Annotated in this window: 20 protein-coding genes; 17 read left to right on the top strand and 3 right to left on the bottom strand. The window is 69.5% G+C overall.

What is annotated here, in order from left to right:
- Positions 1–148: 148 nt before the first annotated feature.
- Together ACFXJL_RS33175 and ACFXJL_RS33170 are read right to left on the bottom strand one after the other, a co-directional pair.
- Positions 149–1,666 (bottom strand): DEAD/DEAH box helicase, encoded by a 1,518-nt coding sequence (locus ACFXJL_RS33175; RefSeq protein WP_358881692.1) that lies wholly within the window; start codon positions 1,664–1,666, stop codon positions 149–151.
- A 265-nt stretch (positions 1,667–1,931) separates the two neighbouring features.
- Entirely contained in the window at positions 1,932–2,135 is a 204-nt protein-coding gene (locus ACFXJL_RS33170) for a cold-shock protein (RefSeq protein WP_142215547.1), read from the bottom strand.
- A 575-nt stretch (positions 2,136–2,710) separates the two neighbouring features.
- On the opposite strand from ACFXJL_RS33170, the gene ACFXJL_RS33165 reads away from it, so the two are divergent.
- From ACFXJL_RS33165 to ACFXJL_RS33090, 16 genes are all read left to right on the top strand, one after another.
- Positions 2,711–3,766, top strand: coding sequence for a hydrogenase expression protein HypE (locus tag ACFXJL_RS33165; protein ID WP_329014964.1), 1,056 nt, complete (start codon positions 2,711–2,713; stop codon positions 3,764–3,766).
- A 64-nt stretch (positions 3,767–3,830) separates the two neighbouring features.
- Positions 3,831–5,615, top strand: coding sequence for a nickel-dependent hydrogenase large subunit (locus tag ACFXJL_RS33160; protein WP_384644314.1), 1,785 nt, complete (start codon positions 3,831–3,833; stop codon positions 5,613–5,615).
- Complete coding sequence (locus ACFXJL_RS33155; RefSeq protein WP_384644316.1) at positions 5,612–6,088, top strand: thioredoxin; 477 nt, start codon at positions 5,612–5,614, stop codon at positions 6,086–6,088. The genes ACFXJL_RS33160 and ACFXJL_RS33155 overlap by 4 nt, the downstream gene beginning before the upstream one ends.
- The gene (locus ACFXJL_RS33150) at positions 6,085–6,741 is read left to right on the top strand and encodes a DUF5947 family protein (protein WP_358881695.1); all 657 of its coding nucleotides are present in this window, start codon (positions 6,085–6,087) and stop codon (positions 6,739–6,741) included. The genes ACFXJL_RS33155 and ACFXJL_RS33150 overlap by 4 nt, the downstream gene beginning before the upstream one ends.
- The gene (locus tag ACFXJL_RS33145; RefSeq protein ID WP_384698828.1) at positions 6,738–7,418 is read left to right on the top strand and encodes a DUF6084 family protein; all 681 of its coding nucleotides are present in this window, start codon (positions 6,738–6,740) and stop codon (positions 7,416–7,418) included. Before ACFXJL_RS33150 ends, ACFXJL_RS33145 begins: the two co-directional genes overlap by 4 nt.
- Positions 7,415–8,836: a hypothetical protein gene (locus ACFXJL_RS33140; protein ID WP_384698825.1), complete on the top strand. Its 1,422-nt coding sequence runs from the start codon at positions 7,415–7,417 to the stop codon at positions 8,834–8,836. Before ACFXJL_RS33145 ends, ACFXJL_RS33140 begins: the two co-directional genes overlap by 4 nt.
- On the top strand, positions 8,833–9,369 hold the full coding sequence (locus tag ACFXJL_RS33135) for a hydrogenase maturation protease (protein WP_384698822.1): 537 nt from the start codon (positions 8,833–8,835) through the stop codon (positions 9,367–9,369). The genes ACFXJL_RS33140 and ACFXJL_RS33135 overlap by 4 nt, the downstream gene beginning before the upstream one ends.
- A complete protein-coding gene (locus tag ACFXJL_RS33130) occupies positions 9,363–9,467 on the top strand; it encodes a DUF6893 family small protein (RefSeq protein WP_383541596.1) in 105 nt (34 codons plus the stop codon). The genes ACFXJL_RS33135 and ACFXJL_RS33130 overlap by 7 nt, the downstream gene beginning before the upstream one ends.
- A 191-nt stretch (positions 9,468–9,658) precedes the next feature.
- The gene (hypA, locus tag ACFXJL_RS33125; RefSeq protein WP_358881698.1) at positions 9,659–10,027 is read left to right on the top strand and encodes a hydrogenase maturation nickel metallochaperone HypA; all 369 of its coding nucleotides are present in this window, start codon (positions 9,659–9,661) and stop codon (positions 10,025–10,027) included.
- Positions 10,028–10,118: 91 nt separating this feature from the next.
- Complete coding sequence (gene hypB / locus ACFXJL_RS33120) at positions 10,119–11,000, top strand: hydrogenase nickel incorporation protein HypB (protein ID WP_384698819.1); 882 nt, start codon at positions 10,119–10,121, stop codon at positions 10,998–11,000.
- Positions 10,997–13,351, top strand: coding sequence for a carbamoyltransferase HypF (gene hypF / locus ACFXJL_RS33115; protein WP_384698873.1), 2,355 nt, complete (start codon positions 10,997–10,999; stop codon positions 13,349–13,351). Before hypB ends, hypF begins: the two co-directional genes overlap by 4 nt.
- Before the next feature lie 14 nt (positions 13,352–13,365).
- The gene (locus ACFXJL_RS33110) at positions 13,366–13,659 is read left to right on the top strand and encodes a HypC/HybG/HupF family hydrogenase formation chaperone (RefSeq protein ID WP_329014984.1); all 294 of its coding nucleotides are present in this window, start codon (positions 13,366–13,368) and stop codon (positions 13,657–13,659) included.
- Positions 13,656–14,780: a hydrogenase formation protein HypD gene (gene hypD, locus ACFXJL_RS33105; protein WP_384698816.1), complete on the top strand. Its 1,125-nt coding sequence runs from the start codon at positions 13,656–13,658 to the stop codon at positions 14,778–14,780. The genes ACFXJL_RS33110 and hypD overlap by 4 nt, the downstream gene beginning before the upstream one ends.
- Positions 14,773–15,846, top strand: a complete 1,074-nt coding sequence (gene hypE / locus ACFXJL_RS33100; RefSeq protein ID WP_384698813.1) for a hydrogenase expression/formation protein HypE — start codon at positions 14,773–14,775, stop codon at positions 15,844–15,846. Before hypD ends, hypE begins: the two co-directional genes overlap by 8 nt.
- A gap of 296 nt (positions 15,847–16,142) precedes the next feature.
- Positions 16,143–16,907 (top strand): restriction endonuclease, encoded by a 765-nt coding sequence (locus ACFXJL_RS33095; protein ID WP_384698810.1) that lies wholly within the window; start codon positions 16,143–16,145, stop codon positions 16,905–16,907.
- Positions 16,908–17,117: 210 nt separating this feature from the next.
- Entirely contained in the window at positions 17,118–17,453 is a 336-nt protein-coding gene (locus ACFXJL_RS33090; protein ID WP_384644332.1) for a cupin domain-containing protein, read from the top strand.
- An 85-nt stretch (positions 17,454–17,538) separates the two neighbouring features.
- Here ACFXJL_RS33090 and ACFXJL_RS33085 read toward each other — a convergent pair whose 3' ends face one another.
- Entirely contained in the window at positions 17,539–17,961 is a 423-nt protein-coding gene (locus tag ACFXJL_RS33085; protein WP_329015015.1) for a secondary thiamine-phosphate synthase enzyme YjbQ, read from the bottom strand.
- Positions 17,962–18,050: 89 nt separating this feature from the next.
- On the opposite strand from ACFXJL_RS33085, the gene ACFXJL_RS33080 reads away from it, so the two are divergent.
- Positions 18,051–19,118, top strand: a complete 1,068-nt coding sequence (locus tag ACFXJL_RS33080) for an NAD(P)-binding domain-containing protein (RefSeq protein ID WP_384698870.1) — start codon at positions 18,051–18,053, stop codon at positions 19,116–19,118.
- Positions 19,119–19,201: the final 83 nt, after the last annotated feature.

Genomic DNA, 19,201 nt, shown 5'->3' with positions numbered 1-19,201 from the left:
GCGCGATCGCCCGTGAAGGCCCATGAAAGCCCATGAAGGACAGCGCGAAGGGGCCGCTCGCCTGATGTGGCGAGCGGCCCCTTCGCTTGTTCGGGTCGTCCCGCCAGGCGTCCTACGAAAGGGCAGCCGAGCGGTTCGGAGGTACCGCCTAGGCCGAGCGTCGCACCCGGGCCGCCTTGCGGGCTTCGGCGGTGCGGCGGGACTCGGTGGACCGACGGGACGCACCACCGGCGCGGGCGGGCTGTCCCGGTCGGGTTCCACGGCCTCGGAAGGGGGCACTGCCCGTCTTGGGACGCTGTGCGGCCGGGGCACTCACATTGATGGGTACGCCCGAGGGTGCCTGAGCAGCGGTGATACGGGTCAGCTCGGCCTCGCCGGAACGCACCTGCGTGGTGTGCGGCGCGATGTCGGCGTCCGACATCAGCCGCGTCATCTCACGCCGCTGATCGGGGGTGACCAGGGTGACCACACGGCCCGACTCGCCCGCGCGGGCGGTCCGGCCGCCCCGGTGCAGATAGTCCTTGTGGTCCGCAGGCGGATCGACGTTGACGACGAGGTCGAGGTCGTCCACGTGGATACCGCGGGCCGCGACGTTGGTCGCGACCAGCACGGTGACCTCGCCGGACTTGAACTGCGCCAGTGTGCGGGTGCGCTGCGGCTGGGACCTACCGCCGTGCAGCGCCGCGGCGTGGACGCCGACGCTCAGCAGGTGCTTGGTGAACTTGTCCACCGACCGCTTGGTGTCGAGGAACATGATCACGCGCCCGTCCCGAGCGGCGATCTCGGTGGCGACGGTGTGCTTGTCGGCCGCGTGGACGTGCAGGAGGTGGTGCTCCATCGTGGTGACCGCGCCGACGGAGGGGTCGACGGAGTGGACCACCGGGTCGTGGAGGTAGCGACGGACCAGGGTGTCGATGCTGCGGTCCAAGGTGGCGGAGAAGAACATCCGCTGCCCTTCGGCGTTGACCTGGTCGAGCAGCCGGGTGACCTGGGGCATGAAGCCCATGTCCGCCATCTGGTCGGCCTCGTCCAGGACGGTGATGCGCACCCGGTCCAGGCGGCAGTCGCCGCGCTCGATGAGGTCGTTCAACCGCCCGGGGGTGGCGACGACGACGTCGGCCCCTGTGCGCAGTGCAGCGGCCTGCTTGCCGATCGACAGTCCGCCGACGAGGGTGGCCAGTCGCAGCCCGAGGGAGCGGGCGTACGGGGTGAGTGCCTCGTTGACCTGCTGGGCCAGTTCGCGCGTGGGAACCAGGACCATGGCCAGCGGCTGCCTGGGGGTGGCGCGGTGTCCGGCGGTGCGGGTGAGGAGCGCCAGTCCGAAGGCGAGCGTCTTGCCCGATCCGGTGCGTCCGCGTCCCAGGACGTCCCGCCCGGCCAGGGCGTTGGGCAGGGTCGCTGCCTGGATCGGGAAGGGCTCGGTCACGCCCAGGGTGGTGAGCGTCTTCAGTACCGGAGCGGGAAGCTCCAGTGCGTCGAAGGTCTCTACCGCCGGGAGTGCGGGAGTGATGGTGGTGGGAAGTTGGAAGTCCTGCTTCGGCGCGGGGCGGGGGCGTCCGTTGGAGCCACCCTGGCCCTGGGAGCGGGGGTTTCCGCTGCGACCTGAGCCTGCGGGGGTGCGCTTGCGCGAAGGGGAGGAACGATTCGTACGATGTGGGCGCTGCATGGAGACCTTTCCCCGATATGGCGCGTATCGAGGAATCCCCCGGTGCAAAGAAACCGAATGAATCGCAGAAACGAGCCGAAATGCTGAAGACACGGGCCGTGCTGGTGCTGTAATAGCGCTACCAGGGCATCCGGAATGTCAAGAACTCACCGTGGTGAGGGAGTTGCCATGAGGTCCCGGCCCTGCGTTGGCGAACCTCACATGCGGCAACGAACCAGGGCCCGCACCTCGGGTGCGGGCCCCAGTCGTCTAACACTTTTTAGCTTTAGGCGGGAACGATGTTCTCCGCCTGGGGGCCCTTCTGGCCCTGGGTGACATCGAAGTTCACCTTCTGGCCTTCCTGAAGCTCACGGAAGCCAGAGGTCGCGATGTTCGAGTAGTGGGCGAAGACGTCCGGGCCGCCACCCTCCTGCTCGATGAATCCGAAACCCTTTTCCGCGTTGAACCACTTCACGGTGCCAGTAGCCATAACAAAATCTCCTTGGGGCATGCTCGGGATTCCACACTGTGCGGAACCCGGCGTCGCCGCGATGATTGCCCCGTCCGGAGAGACCGGAAGTATAAAAGTGTCCGACGGAATACGAAACCGCCGAGCACTCGAAATATATGGGAACCACAACTGCAACTTAAACAGACTAGCACGCCTGACGATTCTTCTTCGAGACCCGTCTCAGGGCAGAGCTCGACCGGAGCGGCGGCGGCACCCCGGATCCCTTGGGGCGCCTGACCTCCGCAGGTCCGAGCGGCCGAAGAAGATCCATGTATGCGCGCGTCCAGGGGCTCTCCCGCGACCGTCTCCTACCTTCATTATCGCCCATATGTGCGATTTACCTAGTCGGCCGCCACTCCACCGGCCGAGCGCGCCCCGATGGCCGCCATCGGCGCCGCCACCCGAGGACACCCACCACCCCGCGCCGACCGCCACCCGCGGTACGGCTTTCCGGGCGACCACACCGGGGCTTCCGAACGGCACCGCCCGGGGCGAGGTGCTATGACCTTAGTGAGCAATCTCAGATGATTTGTCCCTTTTAGGGAGGCGGCTTCATGAACGGGACGGCTACCACCGGCACCGAGACCGACACGGTGCACATCCTCTGGATCAACGCGGGCCTCAGCTGCGACGGCGATTCGGTGGCCCTGACCGCGGCGATGCAGCCGAGCATCGAGGAGATCGTCACCGGAGCGCTCCCCGGCCTGCCCAAGGTCGCCGTGCACTGGCCGCTGATCGACTTCGAATGCGGCCCGGTGCAAGGGGCGGACAACTTCATCGAGTGGTTCTTCAAGGCGGAACGCGGCGAGATCGAGCCGTTCGTCCTGGTCGTCGAGGGTTCCATCCCCAATGAGCAGATCAAGAACGAGGGCTACTGGTGTGGGTTCGGCGACGACCCCGAGACCGGTCAGCCCATCACCACCAGTGAGTGGCTCGACCGGCTCGCCGCCAAGGCGACCGCGGTCGTCGCCATCGGCACCTGCGCCACCTACGGCGGCATCCACGCCATGGCGGGCAACCCGACCGGCGCCATGGGCGTCCCCGACTACCTCGGCTGGGACTGGAAGTCCAAGGCCGGGCTGCCGATCGTCTGCGTACCGGGCTGCCCCATCCAGCCGGACAACTTCGCCGAGACGCTCACCTATCTGCTGTACCAGCTCGCCGGCTCCGCGCCGATGATCCCGCTCGACGACAAGCTCCGCCCCACCTGGCTCTTCGGCGCGACCGTGCACGAGGGCTGCGACCGCGGCGGCTACTACGAGCAGGGCCAGTTCGCCTCGGAGTACGGCACGCCCGAGTGCCTGGTGCGCCTCGGCTGCTGGGGCCCGGTGGTGAAGTGCAACGTCACCAAGCGCGGCTGGATCAACGGCATCGGCGGCTGTCCCAACGTGGGTGGCATCTGCATCGGCTGCACGATGCCCGGATTCCCCGACAAGTTCATGCCGTTCATGGACGCCCCGCCCGGATCGCACATCTCCAGCAACGCCAGCTCCGCGTACGGAGCGGTGATTCGGCGGCTGCGCACGATCACCTCGAAGACGCTCGACAAGGAACCCAAGTGGCGTCGGACCGGCCGCCAGCTGACGACCGGCTACCGCTCGCCGCGATGAGTGCGCGGCCCCACCGGTGCCGCCGGCTACGTAGCACCGCTCCCAGAAGGGCATGAGAGACACGATGGCAGCAAAGACCAAGGCGGCCGGCGACGGCAGTGGCCTGGTGGAGATGGCCTGGGACCCGATCACACGGATCGTGGGCAGCCTGGGCATCCACACGAAGATCGACTTCAAGCAGAAGAAGGTCGCGGAGTGCTACAGCACCTCCTCGGTCTTCCGCGGCTACAGCGTCTTCATGCGGGGCAAGGACCCCCGCGACGCCCACTTCATCACCAGCCGGATCTGCGGCATCTGCGGCGACAACCACGCCACGTGCTCCGTCTACGCCCAGAACATGGCCTATGGGGTGAAGCCACCGCATCTCGCCGAGTGGATCATCAATCTCGGCGAGGCGGCCGAGTACATGTTCGACCACAACATCTTCCAGGAGAACCTGGTCGGGGTCGACTACTGCGAGCGGATGGTCCGCGAGACCAACCCCGGCGTCCTGGAACTGGCCGAGCGCACCGCGGCGCCCCATGCGGCCGACCACGGCTATCGGACGATCGCCGACATCATGCGCTCCCTCAACCCCATCGAGGGCGAGTTCTACCGTGAGGCGCTCCAGGTCAGCCGCTACACCCGGGAGATGTTCTGTCTGATGGAGGGGCGCCACGTCCACCCCTCCACCCTCTATCCGGGCGGCGTCGGCACGGTGGCCACCGTGCAGTTGTTCACCGACTACCTCACCCGTCTGATGCGGTACGTGGAGTTCATGAAGAAGGTCGTCCCGCTCCACGACGACCTCTTCGACTTCTTCTACGAGGCGTTGCCCGGGTACGAGGAGGTCGGCAGGCGGCGGGTGCTGCTGGGGTGTTGGGGCAGCCTGAACGACCCGGACCACTGCGACTTCACCTACCAGAACATGACGGACTGGGGACGGAAGATGTTCGTCACCCCGGGCGTCGTCGTCGACGGCAAACTCGTCACCAACGACCTCACCGAGATCAATCTCGGCATCCGCATCCTCCTCGGCAGCTCGTACTACGAGGACTGGGAGGGCAAGGACCTCTTCGTCACCCACGACCCGTTGGGCAACCCCGTCGATCCCCGGCACCCGTGGAACCAGCACACCATTCCCGCCCCGCAGAAGCGGAACTTCGACGAGAAGTACAGCTGGGTGATGTCCCCCCGCTGGTTCGACGGCAAGGAGCACCTGGCCCTGGACACCGGCGGCGGCCCCATCGCACGGCTCTGGTCCACCGCCCTGTCGGGTCTCGTCGACATCGGGTACATCAAGGCGACCGGTCACAGCGTGGTCATCAACCTGCCCCGGTCGATGACCAAGCCGGAGACCACCTTCGAGTGGAAGATCCCGAAGTGGAGCAATGCGCTGGAGCGCAATCGCGCCCGCACCTACTTCCAGGCGTACGCAGCCGCCGCGGCACTCCACTTCGCGGAGAAGGCCCTTGCGGAGGTGCGCGCCGGTCGCACCCAGACCTGGGAGAAGTTCGAGGTGCCGGACGAGAGCATCGGCTGCGGCTTCACGGAGGCGGTGCGGGGCGTCCTGTCGCACCACATGGTGATCCGCGACGGCAAGATCGCCAACTATCACCCGTATCCACCGACTCCTTGGAACGCCAGCGTCCGGGACAACTTCGGCACTCCGGGCCCGTACGAGGACGCGGTGCAGAACACCCCGATCTTCGAGGAGAACTCCCCGGAGAACTTCAAGGGCATCGACATCATGCGCGCCGTCCGCAGCTTCGACCCCTGCCTGCCCTGCGGTGTGCACATGTACGTGGGCGGTGGGCGCACCCTCCAGCAGATGCACGTGCCCACCGGTCTGAGCGGGCTCGGCGGATGACAGCGGACCAAACGGGTGCGCGGGTGCAGGAGGCACTGGACCGGCTGACCGGCAGCGGGGCGCAGGAGGCGGGCGAGACACTGGTCCGCGAGCTGATGGCGTTCTACGACGAGGGGCTGACCGCGCTGGTGGAGGCCGTGCCGGCGCGGGATCTGGCGCCGCTCCTGGACGATCCCGCGGTCGCCGGCCTGCTGGTGCTGCACGAACTGCACCCGGAGGACGTCGGGGCGCGCATCGACCGGGCGCTGACGACCCTGGCCCGTTCGGAGATCGAGTTCGTCGACTTCCAGCCGGACAGCGGCACGCTCACACTGCGGCGGGCGGCGTCGGGCTGCGGTTGTGGCAGCGGTGCGACGGACGTGGAGGACACGATCGCCTGCCATGCACCGGAGGTGACCGAGATCGTCTGGCGAACCGCCCCCGCGCTACTCCAGATCGGTACCCGTCCTCCGACCTCGGCGGAGGCACGATGAGCGGGTACAAGGGGCAGGGTGCGGGTGTCAGGCTGTTGCGCGCCCTGCGCGCTCCGGCACCACCGCAGCCGGAGCGCTGTGCCTTCTGTGCGGTGGCCCTCGTGCCGGGCCACCGCCATCTCGCGGACACCGAGGAACGGGCCCTGGTGTGCGCGTGTACGGCGTGCAGCCTGCTGTTCCAACGCCCCGGTGCCGGGGACGGGCGCTATCGCGCGGTGCCCGACCGCTATCTGACCGACCCCGGCAGGGAGCCGGGCGAGGACGTGTGGACGACCCTGTGCATCCCGGTGAGCACCGCGTTCGTGCTCCACAACACTGCGCTCGGACACCCGGTGTTGTGCTATCCGAGTCCGGCCGGTGCCACCGAGAGCGAGTTGGACGAGTCAACCTGGCGGTCGGTGTTCGCTGACAACCGCCTGGCCGCCGTCCTGGAGCCCGATGTGGAGGCCCTGTTGTTGCGTCGTCCGCGGGGAGAGCGGGGGGAGTACCACTGCTTCCTCGTACCCGTCGACATCTGCTACGAACTGGTGGGGCGGATGCGTCTGCACTGGCGCGGCTTCGACGGCGGTACCGAGGCCCACAGGGAACTCGACGCCTTCTTCGCCGCGGTCGCGGACCGGGCCAGACCCCTGCCGAAGGAGGTCGCGGTATGACCGACCTCGGATTCATCTGTACGGGAGTGCGGGCCGATCCGCATGCGGCGGGCCCCACGCTGGTGCTGCGGCTGCGCATCACGGCGGACCCGGGGACGCGTGTCCACGCACTGGCGCTGCGGTGTCAGTTGCGGCTGCAACCCGCCCGTCGTGGCTATTCCGACGCGGAGGGCGGGCGGTTGACCGATCTGTTCGGCGAGCGCTCGCGCTGGGGCACCACCCTTCATCCGATCGAGTTCGCCCAGGTGCCGGTGATGGTCCCCGGGTTCACCTCGGAGACCGAGGTGGATGTGGTGGTCCCGTGCACCTATGACGTGGACATCGCTTCGGCCCGCTACTTCCGGGCGCTCGACGAAGGCGACGTACCCCTCCTGCTGTTGTTCTCGGGGACGGTGTTCAGCGGCCCGGCCGGTTTCCAGGTCACTCCGGTGCCCTGGGACAAGGAGGCGTCGGTGGGCCTGCCGGTGAGTGTCTGGCGGGAGATGATGGAGCAGCACTTTCCGGGCTGCGGTTGGCTGCGGCTGCCCGGTGATCTGATGGACGATCTGCTCGCCTTCCGCACCGGCAGGGGGCTGCCTTCGTGGGAGGCGACCGTACGCACCCTTCTTGATGCCGTGGAACCCGCGGGCCATGACGGTGCGCGCACGGCGGTGCCGACCGGGGAGGGCGTGCGGTGACCGAGGTGCGCAGTGGGACCGTGCGGTCCTGCGCCGATGCCCAGGAGCTTCCGGCCGAGTGGGACGCCCGGCTGGAGGCGGTACGACAGATCGCCGACGCCGTGCTGTTCGAGGGGTACGTCCTCTACCCCTACCGGGCGTCGGCGGCCAAGAACCAGCTGCGCTGGCAGTTCGGTGTCCTCGTGCCGCCCGGATACGGCGAGGACAGCGCCGAGCACAGCCATCAGCGGACGGAGTGCCTGATGGAACCGCGCCGGGGCGCGCGGATCGCGGTCGAGTTGCGGTTCCTGCGCGCCCAGCGCAAGACCGTGCAGCGGGTCGCCGAGGACGGCGGCTACGAGACGGTCCCTCGTCTGGAGTGCGCGAACCGGGTGCTCGTCCCGTGGGACGAGGGCACCGAGGAGCGGATCAGGCTGGTGGTGCCGGTGGCCGAACTCGCGGACGGGGTGACCCATCCGTTCCGGCTGCCCGCGCGACGCACCGAAGAGGGGCTTGACGAGTCGGGTGTGCGGGTGGGACGGCTGGTGCGGGTCGCCGAGGAGGTCTCGGGCGTGCTCCGGTTGGGCACCGAGGAGATTCCCGGCCCCTACAGCGCACTGCGGTTGACCGCGGTGGTGGAGAACACCAGTCGCTGGCACGGCGCGGGAGAGTCCCGCAGGGACGCGGCCCTACCGCACTCCCTGGTCTCGGCGCACCTCGTGCTCGCCCTTGACCACGGCTCCTTCCTGTCGATGACCGACCCGCCCCGGTGGGCCGAGGCAGCCGTGGCCGAATGCCGCAACGAACACACCTGGCCGGTCCTGGCGGGCCCACCGGACCGGGCGGACGTGGTGCTGTCGTCGCCGATCATCCTGGAGGACCATCCGCACATCGCCCCGGAGAGTCCCGGCGCGCTCTACGACGCCACCGAGATCGACGAGATCCTCGCCCTGCGCACGGCCGCCCTGACCGACCAGGAGAAGCGGGAGGCCCGGGGCACCGATGACCGCGCCGGGGCCGTCATCGATCTGGCCGACTCCATGCCGCCCGAGGTGTTGGAGCGGTTGCACGGAGCCGTACGCGCGATGCGGGACGTCTGCGGTCCCGGCGCAACGGTGTCGGACTCGGGAGAACAACCCTGGTGGGATCCCGGGGGCGATCGGGACGTGGACCCGGCCCGGGACCGGGTGGTCATCGACGGGCGGCGGATCGGGGCAGGAAGCCGGGTCCGCTTGGGTCCCGGCCGTCGGCGCACCGACGCCCAGGACCTCTTCCTGGAGGGGCGCACGGCCCTGGTGGAGGCGGTGCTCCACGACGTGGACGGATCGGTGCACCTGGCCGTGACGGTGGAGGACGACCCGGGGGCCGACCTCTGGCGGGTACAGGGCAGGTTCCGCTACTACCAGCCCGACGAAGTGATCCCGCTGGAGGAGTCATGACCGGGCGTCGGGTGCTGGTGGCCGGGGTGGGCAACATCTTCCTCAGCGACGATGGATTCGGGGTGGAGACCCTGCAACGCCTGGCGGGCGGGGGGCTCCCGGACGGTGTCGACGCGGTCGACTTCGGCGTGCGCGGCGTCCATCTGGCGTATCAACTCCTCGACGGCTACCGGACCCTGGTCCTCGTGGACGCCACCTCGCGCGGCGGGGCTCCGGGGACGGTGTACCTGATCGAGGCGAGGACCGGTCCGGTGGAGTCCACGGCCGCCCCGGCACTGGACGGCCATCGGATGGGGCCGGACGCGGTGCTCGCGCTGTTGGACACCCTGAGCGCCGGTACGGACGGCGTACCGCCCGAGCGGGTGCTGGTGGTGGGGTGCGAGCCGGCCTCACTGGAGGAGGGCTTGGGGCTGAGCGCCCCGGTGGCCGCGGCCGTCGACGAGGCGGTTCGCCTGATCCGGCAGGTGCTCGACGCGGAGGTCAACCGGGCGACGGGGAGCCCACCGTACGAGAGGAAGGCGACAACATGCTGAAGACCGTGTTCCTGGGGGCCGTCGGGGCCCTGGTCGGGGCGATCGTGTGGCAGAGCCTGCCGGACCTCAAGCGGTATCTGCGCATCTCCCAGATGTGATCTGCGGGGCGCACTCGCAGCCGCGAGTGGCCCCCGGGCCTCGAATGCTGCCGACGGGGTTGCTCCCGGCGGGCACTACGGCGTGGCTTCCCCCCTGCGCGACGGTGAGGCAGTGCAATGGAGCCGCTGTCACGCCGTGCGTCCTAGCCGCTGCCAGCCCCCGGAGTGGTGCCGTGGAATGAGGCGTACCGATGCATGAGATGTCGATCGCGGCGGCCGTCGTCGAACAGGTGGGTCGGGTGGCGGTCGACCAGCGTGCGACGGGCGTGACGACCGTACGGCTGGACGTCGGCGAACTCGCCGGAGTGGTCCCGTCGGCCTTGGACTTCTGCTTTGCGCTGGCCTGCCAGGGGACCCTGCTGGAGGGCGCTTCCCTCCGTACCCGGACCGTCCCGGCGCGGGCCAGATGTGGTCCGTGCGATGTCGAATGGCATCCGGGCATGCCGCCTGACCTGGTCTGCCCGCAGTGTCAGGGCGCCAGTGCGGAGTTGTTGAGCGGCCGTGAGCTCCAGATCCGCGACGTCCAGTGGGCTGACGGGCCGTTGCCCGCTCACCAGTGACCCCGGACACCACCGACCCCCGCGCAGCGATCCGGCGCCCAGCTATCCGACCAGCGATCCGTCCAACGAACCGACGAGGAAGGCGAACCCCATGTGCCGTACGACCGATCTCCGGCAGGCAGTCCTCGCCAGGAACGATGCCAGCGCCGATGCTCTGCGGGCGGAACTCGCGGGCAGGGGCGCCATCGCGGTGAACCTGCTGTCCAGCCCCGGCAGCGGGAAGACGGCACTGTTGGAGTCCGAACTCGCCCTGGCCAAGAAGCGCGGCGTGCCCGTCGCCGCGCTGACGGCCGACCTGGCCACCGACAACGACGCCGAACGGCTGGCCCGGGCAGGCGTACCGGTGCAACAGGTGCTCACCGACGGGCTGTGCCATCTGGAGGCGGTGATGCTGCGGGGCTATCTCGCGGGCTGGCTGCCCCGGGACACCCAACTGCTGTTCGTGGAGAACGTCGGCAATCTGGTCTGCCCGGCCGCCTACGACCTCGGTGAGTCGCTGCGGGTGACGCTGGCATCGGTGACCGAGGGGGAGGACAAACCACTCAAGTACCCCGGGGCGTTCGGACTGGCCCATCTGGTGGTGGTCACCAAGACGGACATCGCCGCCGCGGTGGAGTTCGACGAGGAGGCGTTCCTACGGAATGTGACCCGCGTCAATCCCGGGGTGGAAGTGGTCTTCACCTCGGCCCGCAGCGGACAGGGCATCGGCGTCCTGCTGGAACGGGCACTGGCCGTACGAAACGGTGCGCGGGTGCACCGGCCGGTGATGGCCCGCACATCGACGGCCCACGATCACCTCCACCCCCCCGCGGGAGCGGCGTCACCCGCCGCGACGGCCCGGGAGCACCAGCACACGCACGACCACGATCACATCCACGACGGTCTGCCACACACCCACGGGGCTCCCCAGCACGATCACGATCCGCTCCCGCAGGCGCACCGGGGTGAGCGTCCGAGCGTGGATCGGTGGTGATCCACCCCCCACCCCCGGTCGTCCCGCTGTGCCGCAGGGTCACCGTCCAGGGCCAGGTCCAAGGAGTCGGGTTCCGGCCGTTCGTCTTCACGCTCGCCTCCGAACTCGGACTCTGCGGGCAGGTGACCAACACCGGCGAGGGAGTGCTTGCGGAGGTCGAGGGCCCCCCGGAAGCGGTGGAAGCCTTCTGCCGTCGGGTCGCAGCCGATGCACCGGCGCTGGCCCGGGTGGTGTCCGTACGGCACGAGAACGTCGCGGCGACCGGTGCCGCGGGCTTCACGATCGCCCCTTCCCTGGCCTCCCGGCGCAGCGGACGGAGTCTGATCCCTCCCGACACCGCGACCTGCGCACAGTGCCTGGCCGAACTCTTCGACCCTGCCGACCGGCGCTACCGGCATCCGTTCATCACCTGTACGGGGTGCGGTCCGCGCTTCACCATCGTCACCGCGCTGCCCTACGACCGTCCCTCCACCACCATGGCGGGCTTCCCGATGTGCGCACGCTGCGCCCGGGAGTACGGCGACCCCTCCGACCGGCGCTTCCACGCCCAACCCATCTCCTGCCATGACTGCGGCCCCCGGCTCTCGCTGATCGCACCGGGGGCGAGCACCCTCGACGGCGATGCGGCGCTCGTCGAGGCCCGTCGGCTGTTGGCTGCGGGGGCGGTGCTGGCCGTCAAGGGCATCGGCGGCTACCACCTGGCGTGTGACGCCGAGAACGTCGAGGCGGTCCGCCGGCTGCGCCGTCGCAAGAACCGGGGGGACAAGCCGTTCGCCCTGATGACGGCCGATCTCGGCCATCTCGAACCTTTCGTCGCCGTCGACCCGGTGGAACGGGCGCTCATGGCCTCGCCACCACGGCCGATCGTCCTCCTGCGGCGCCGCACCGAAGGTGACCGTCGGGTCGCACCTCTCCCGAACGCGCTGGCGGCGGCGCTGGAGGCCGTGGCACCGGGCGGCCCGGATCTGGGGGTGATGCTGCCGTACGCACCGGTGCACCATCTGCTCTTCGGGCTTCCGGGGGATCCGGTCGGACCGCGGCTGCTGGTGATGACCAGCGCCAACCGTGGTGGCGAGCCGATTGTCACCGATGACCGGGAAGCGCGGGAACGGCTTGCGCCCCTGGTGGACGGCTGGTTGGCACATGACCGTCCCATCCACGTGCCCTGCGACGACTCGTTGGTGCGGGTCGTGGAGGGCGTCCCCCTCCCGTTGCGGCGTTCACGCGGCTTCGTGCCCACTGCGGTTCCCCTCCCCCTGGCGGTCAGGCCGGTCCTCGCGGTCGGCGGCGATCTGAAGAACACCTTCGCCGTGGCCGATGGGCGCTCCGCCTGGCTGTCCGGGCACATCGGCGACATGGACGACCTGGCCACGCTCAGTGCCTTCGACCGGGCCGTGGACCATCTCGTCGCGGTCACCGGTGTGACACCACGGCGCGTGGCGGCGGACCGCCATCCCGGCTACCGCTCGGGAAAGCGGGCCCGGCACCGCGCCGGAGCGGAGCGGGTGTCGCTCGTCCAGCACCATCACGCCCACATCGCAGCCGCCATGGCGGAACACGGTTTGGACGGGACACTGCCGGTGATCGGTGTCGCCTTCGACGGCACCGGCTACGGGGACGACGGCGCGGTCTGGGGCGGCGAGGTGCTCGTGGCCGACTACGCCGCGCACCGGCGCTTCGGCCAACTGCGGTACGTGCCGCTTCCCGGCGGGGATGCCGCGGTGGCCCGTCCGTATCGGATGGCGCTGGCCCACCTCTGGGCGGCCGGCATCGACTGGGCCCCCGATCTGCCCTGCGTGGAAGCCTGCCCCGAGGACGAACGCCGAGTTCTGGCACGGCAGTTGGCGACAGGCGCGGCCTGTGTTCCCACCTCCAGCATGGGGCGACTCTTCGACGCCGTCTCCTCCCTCGCGGGCGTCTGTCACCGGGCGGGGTACGAGGCGCAGGCGGCGATCGAGTGGGAGGGCTCGGCGTATGCCCACGGCCCTGCGGACGGCTATCGCTTCGCCCTGGCGCTCGAAGACGGACGGTGGGTCGCCGATCCGGCTCCGGTGCTCGTGGACCTCGTGGCCGATCTGCGGGCCGGGGCGGAAGCGGGCCTGACGGCGGCCCGGTTCCACACCGCGGTGGCGGAGTTGGTCGGAGATCTCTGCGTCCGAGCACGCGAGGAACACGGTCTGGAGACGGTCGCCCTCACCGGTGGTGTCTTCGCCAACGCCCTGCTGCTGTCGGCCTGCGTGCGCGGGCTGGCGGCGGATGGATTCACGGTGCTGCGGCACCAGTCGGTGCCGCCCAACGACGGTGGACTGGCGCTCGGCCAGCTGATGGTCGCCGCGCGGACCGCGAACTGAGAGGAGTCAGCCCCATGTGCCTGGCGGTGCCTGGCAGAGTGATCGAGATCGCCGAGCAGGACGGTACGCGGATGGCCGTCGTGGATTTCGGCGGCGTGGTGAAGGACGTGTGCCTGGAGTACCTGCCGGATCTGGAGGTGGGTGAGTACGCCATCGTGCACGTCGGCTTCGCACTCCAGCGGCTGGACGAGGAGTCGGCGCGCAAGACCCTGGAGCTGTTCGCCGAACTCGGCCTGCTCCAGGAGGAGTTCGGTGACCCGTGGGAAGCAGCCGCGGGCGATGTGACACCGTCGGAGGCGGAGCGATGAAGTATCTGGAGGAGTTCCAGGATCCGGAGTTGGCCCGCGGCCTGCTGGAGGACATCAGGGCCACCGTCACCCGCCCCTGGGCGCTGATGGAGGTGTGCGGCGGGCAGACCCACACCATCATCCGGCACGCCATCGACCAGTTGCTGCCCGAGGGCGTGGAGCTGATCCACGGCCCCGGCTGTCCGGTCTGCGTGACGCCGTTGGAGGTCATCGACAAGGCGCTGGAGATCGCGTCACGGCCCGGGGTGATCTTCTGTTCCTTCGGTGACATGCTGCGCGTGCCCGGCACCGGGCGCGATCTCTTCCGCGTGCGCAGCGAGGGCGGTGACGTCCGGGTGGTGTACTCGCCGTTGGACGCCCTGCGGATCGCCCGGGAGAACCCGGACCGGGAGGTGGTGTTCTTCGGGATCGGGTTCGAGACCACCGCTCCGCCCAATGCGATGGCGGTCTACCAGGCCCGCAGACACGGCGTCCGCAACTTCAGCATGCTCGTCTCGCACGTGCGCGTGCCACCCGCCATCGAGGCCATCATGACCTCACCGGACTGCCGGGTCCAAGGCTTCCTCGCCGCCGGTCATGTGTGCAGTGTGATGGGCATCGGCGAGTACCCCGAGTTGGCGGCACGTCATCGGGTGCCCATCGTCGTCACCGGCTTCGAGCCACTCGACATCCTGGAGGGCATCAGGCGCACGGTGAAGCAGTTGGAGCGCGGTGAGCACACCGTCGACAACGCCTATCCACGGGCGGTGCAACCGGAGGGCAACCCGGCGGCCCGGGTGATGCTGGAGGACGTCTTCGAGGTCACCGATCGCGCGTGGCGCGGGATCGGCACGATCCCCCTCAGCGGCTGGCGGCTCTCCTCCCGCTACCGGGAGCACGATGCGGAGCACCGCTTCGACGTCGTCGACATCGCCACGCTGGAGCCGGCCGAGTGCCGGAGCGGCGAGGTCCTCCAAGGGCTGCTGAAACCGCATGAGTGCGAGGTGTTCGGCACGACCTGCACACCTCGCACACCGCTCGGGGCCACCATGGTCTCCAGCGAGGGGGCCTGCGCCGCCTACTACCTCTACCGACGCCTGGGCAGTCCGGCGACCCGTCTGGAGGCGAACCCCGTTGGCTAGCATCCAAGCCCCCGCCGAACTGGACTTCGCCGGCTGGACGTGTCCCCTGCCGCTGAGGGACCACCCGCGGGTGGTGATGGGGCACGGCGGAGGCGGCGCCCTGTCCGCGGAGTTGGTGGAGCACGTCTTCGTCCCGGCGTTCGGCGGGGAGGTCCTCGCCGACCTCGGCGACAGCGCCGTCCTCACCCTGGGCGATGCCCGCTTGGCCTTCTCCACCGATTCGTACGTGGTCAGGCCGTTGTTCTTCCCCGGCGGGAGCATCGGCGACCTCGCGGTCAACGGCACCGTCAACGACCTCGCGATGAGCGGTGCCAGGGCCGCCTATCTGTCCTGCGGTTTCATCCTGGAAGAAGGAGTGGAGACGGAGGTGGTGGGCCGGGTCGCCAAGGCGCTCGGCGATGCGGCCCGAACTGCGGATGTCCAGGTGGTGACCGGCGACACGAAGGTCGTGGAAGCCGGGCACGGGGACGGCGTCTACATCAACACCTCCGGGATCGGGCTGATCCCGCAGGGAGTGGACATTCGACCGCAGCGTGCGGCACCGGGCGATGTGGTGATCGTCAGCGGTGAGATCGGGCTCCACGGCGTTGCGATCATGAGCGTGCGCGAGGGCCTGGAGTTCGGTGTGGAGATCGCCAGCGACTGCGCCGCGCTCGGCGGGCTGGTCCAAGCCATGCTGGACGTCACCCCGGACATCCATGTACTGCGCGATCCCACCCGCGGTGGACTGGCCGCGTCCCTCCATGAGATCGCCACCGCGGCGGGCGTCGGGGTCCGCATCGAGGAACGCGCCGTGCCGGTGCCCCCTCAAGTCGCCAACGCCTGCGCCATCCTGGGGCTCGATCCGTTGTACGTCGCCAATGAGGGCAAGCTCGTGGCCTTCGTGCCGCGCGAGGAGGCCGATGCGGTCCTCGCCGCCATGCGGGCCCATCCCCTGGGCGCGGGTGCCGCGGTGATCGGTGAGTGCGTGACGGAGCATCCGGGAATGGTGGTCGCCCGTACGGGGTTCGGCGGCACCCGGGTCGTCGATCTGCCGTTGGGCGAGCAACTGCCGCGCATCTGCTGAGGTCAAGAAGTGCCCGTGTGGGGAGCCTTGGTCGAATCGGGCTCCCCACACCGGTGTCATCCCTTGCCGGGGGCCGTCTTGAGGCGGCGGGTGCCGGTCAGCACACACCGAAGGGCCACGGACGAGATGTACCCCGGCGCCTTGTGTACGGCGATGCTCCCCAGCCGCGTGAAGCCGGCCGGTGGGGGCAGATGCGAGCCAGGAGCGATCTTGGAACGCCGTACTGGGAGATGAGGCCACCGATGACGATGCCCGCGCGCCGGCCGAGGACAGCCCGCCGGAGACCTGCCTTCAGCATGCGTCAGACGGTCCTGGCCTTCGGTGTCGCAGCCGTTCTGATCTGCGGGGCCGGACTGATCCTCAGAGCGATCTGGGAGGCATCGGGACGGAATGCGATGTTCTGGCCCGCGGTGTTCGTCGCAGCCGCCTTCTTGGTGGCGCTGTGGATACGATCGCCGCGCCGTGCCCGTAGCGGCCCCCGTCGGCTCCTTACCGGCCCGGTCGAGGAACCGTCGCTGCACGTACGGCCGGAGCTTTCCGCAGCCGACATCGATGTACTGCCGGAACCCGCGATGAACTCGTCGTACGAGCCCGAGCCTGAGCCCCAGGCCGGTTCGGTCGCCCAGCCATCGGACTTCGCGGCCATGGACCCCGCGGCCTTCGAGGTCGCCGTCGGGCAGCTGTGTGAACGCGCGGGTTGTGTGGACATCGAGGTCACCGGAGGTGCGGGGGACCTGGGGGCCGATGTCCTGGGCACCACGCCCGACGGCCGGCGCATGGTGATCCAGTGCAAGCGGTACGGCCCGGCCAACAAGGTCGGCTCACAGGACATGCAGCGCTTCGGCGGTACCTGTTTCTCGGTGCACGAGGCACAGATCGCCGCGGTCGTGACCACGGGTGAGTTCACCGCACCCGCACAGGAGTACGCGGAACAGTGCGGCATCGTGTGCATCGACCACGATGCGCTCATGGCCTGGGCGGACGGCACGGGCCCGGCTCCGTGGGAGATCCCGTGCGGGGAGGCGACCGCCGGGAACACGGCCGGATGCGCGGAGGGTTGAGCCTCTTCGACCGCGCCCGGGTGTATGCACGCCGCAGTTGCTCTGTGCGCCCCCGCGGGGTGGCCGAACGGCCGTCCAGCAGTTCGGGGGGCTCGACGCGAACACCCGATGGCCGCAGCGGAGTTATCACGCGGGCATGGCACGAAAGTACCTGATGGTGTCATAACAGTCTCTGTCTCGTCGCGCCCCACGCGCGGCACTGTTGCAGACATGCACCCTGAGATCCTTGACCAAGAGGGCTACACCTCCGTCTCTGTCGCCGAGTCCCCTGTCCGTGAGCTGTTCCCCGGCATACGGTTGCGTCCCCTGTGGCGGGGGCCGACCGGCGCGCACGCCAATGTGTTGGAGATGGACGCGGGCACCTCCTGGCCGCACCGCGATGTCCACGAGCCTGGCCCGGAGGAGGTCTACGTGGTTGCCGGCACCTTCAACGACGGAGCGCGCGACTACCCCGCGGGCACGTTCCTGCACGCCCCGGCCGGGTCGTGGCACGTGCCCTCGTCCACCACCGGCTGCACGCTGTTCATCTTCTACCCAGCAGGCTGAGATCTGTCCGGCACCCCATGGGCTGACGTGCTCGCTCGCGGCCATCGGACGCCACCGGTACCGCGCCCCAACGCGGTGAGTCCCCCTAGCCGAGGAAGCTCAGCCGCACCTGGCGGCGAGGGTTGTCCCGGTTGGTGTCGACGAGGCACACCGACTGCCAGGTACCGAGTTCGAGCCGGCCGGCGATGACCGGCAGTGTGGCGTGCGGTGGCACGAAGGCCGGGAGGACATGGTCGCGGCCGTGCCCCGGGGTGCCGTGGCGGTGTTGCCAGCGTTCATCCGAGGGAAGCAGGGCATGGAGCGCGGTGAGTAGGTCATCGTCGCTGCCGGCGCCGGTCTCGATGATCGCGATGCCTGCCGTGGCGTGGGGGACGAAGACGTTCAACAGGCCGTCCCTGCCCTGTGCGGCTTCCTGGAGGAACCGTTCGCAGTCCTCGGTCAGATCGGTCACGGTCTCCTCCGAGCCGGTGGTCACGGAGAGCAGTTGCGTGGTGAAGGGTCCGGGCATGAGGCCATCCTCTCGCAGGGCGTCGATTGTCGTGGGGCGGGAAGATCCGCGAGTCCCCCACCGTTGGTAGAAACGTGAACGACTCTGGGGTGCAGGACGTGGATGTGGTGGTCGTCGGCGCCGGGCAGGCGGGGCTCTCCGCTGCGTACCACCTACGGCGGGTGGGGCTCGTGCCCGGGCGGGACTTCGTGGTGTTCGACCATGCCCCGCGACCGGGCGGGGCCTGGCAGTTCCGCTGGCCCTCGCTCACCTTCGGCAAGGTGCACGGCATCCACACCCTGCCCGGGATGGAGCTGACGGGAGCGGATGACCGGCGGCCGTCGGCGGAAGTGATCGGCGAGTACTTCGCCGCGTACGAGGAGCGCTTCGGGCTGGAGGTGCTGCGGCCGGTCGATGTGAACGCCGTGCGCGAGGGCGAAGGCGGACGACTGCTCGTCGAGACGTCGGCCGGACGCTGGTCGACACGGGCGCTGATCAACGCGACCGGCACCTGGGACCGACCGTTCTGGCCGCGCTATCCGGGGCAGGAGAGCTTCGAGGGGCGCCAGCTCCACACGGCGCAGTACAGAGGACCGCAGGAGTTCGCAGGTCAGCGGGTTCTCGTGGTCGGCGGCGGCGCCTCAGGAACGCAGCACCTCATGGAGATCGCCCCCTTTGCGGCAGAGACCACCTGGGTGACCCGGCGGCCTCCGGTCTTCGTCGACGAGCCGTTCGACGAGGACCGCGGTCGGGCGGTGGTGTCGCTGGTCGAGGAGCGGGTGCGTCAAGGGTTGCCACCACAGAGCGTGGTGTCGGTGACCGGCCTTCCGGTGACCGACGCGGTCCGGCGGGCCCGCGAGCAAGGGGTGCTGGATCGGCTGCCGATGTTCGACCGGATCACCCCGACGGGGGCCGAGTGGGACGACGGAGTGACCGTCGCGGTGGACGTCATCCTCTGGGCGACCGGTTTCCGCGCCGCCATCGAGCACCTCGCCCCGCTGAAGCTGCGGGAGACGGGTGGCGGCATTCGGATGGCGGGGACCCGGGCCGTTCGGGACGCACGGGTCCATCTGGTGGGATACGGGCCCTCGGCATCGACGGTGGGGGCCAACCGGGCCGGGCGGTCCGCGGTCCGGGAGATCCGGGAGTTGTTGGCGCAGGAATCCGCACTCGTCTAGCTGGAGTCGACACTCCTCCAGACGCTTCAGCCTGAGTCTGAGTCTGGGTACGAGGTGCGCCCGCGTTCGACCGAGGGGGCCGG

Origin of the sequence: Streptomyces sp. NPDC059256, from assembly GCF_042753785.1 — a bacterium.
Classification (GTDB): domain Bacteria; phylum Actinomycetota; class Actinomycetes; order Streptomycetales; family Streptomycetaceae; genus Streptomyces.
This window is presented reverse-complemented; position numbering and strand designations above follow the sequence as displayed.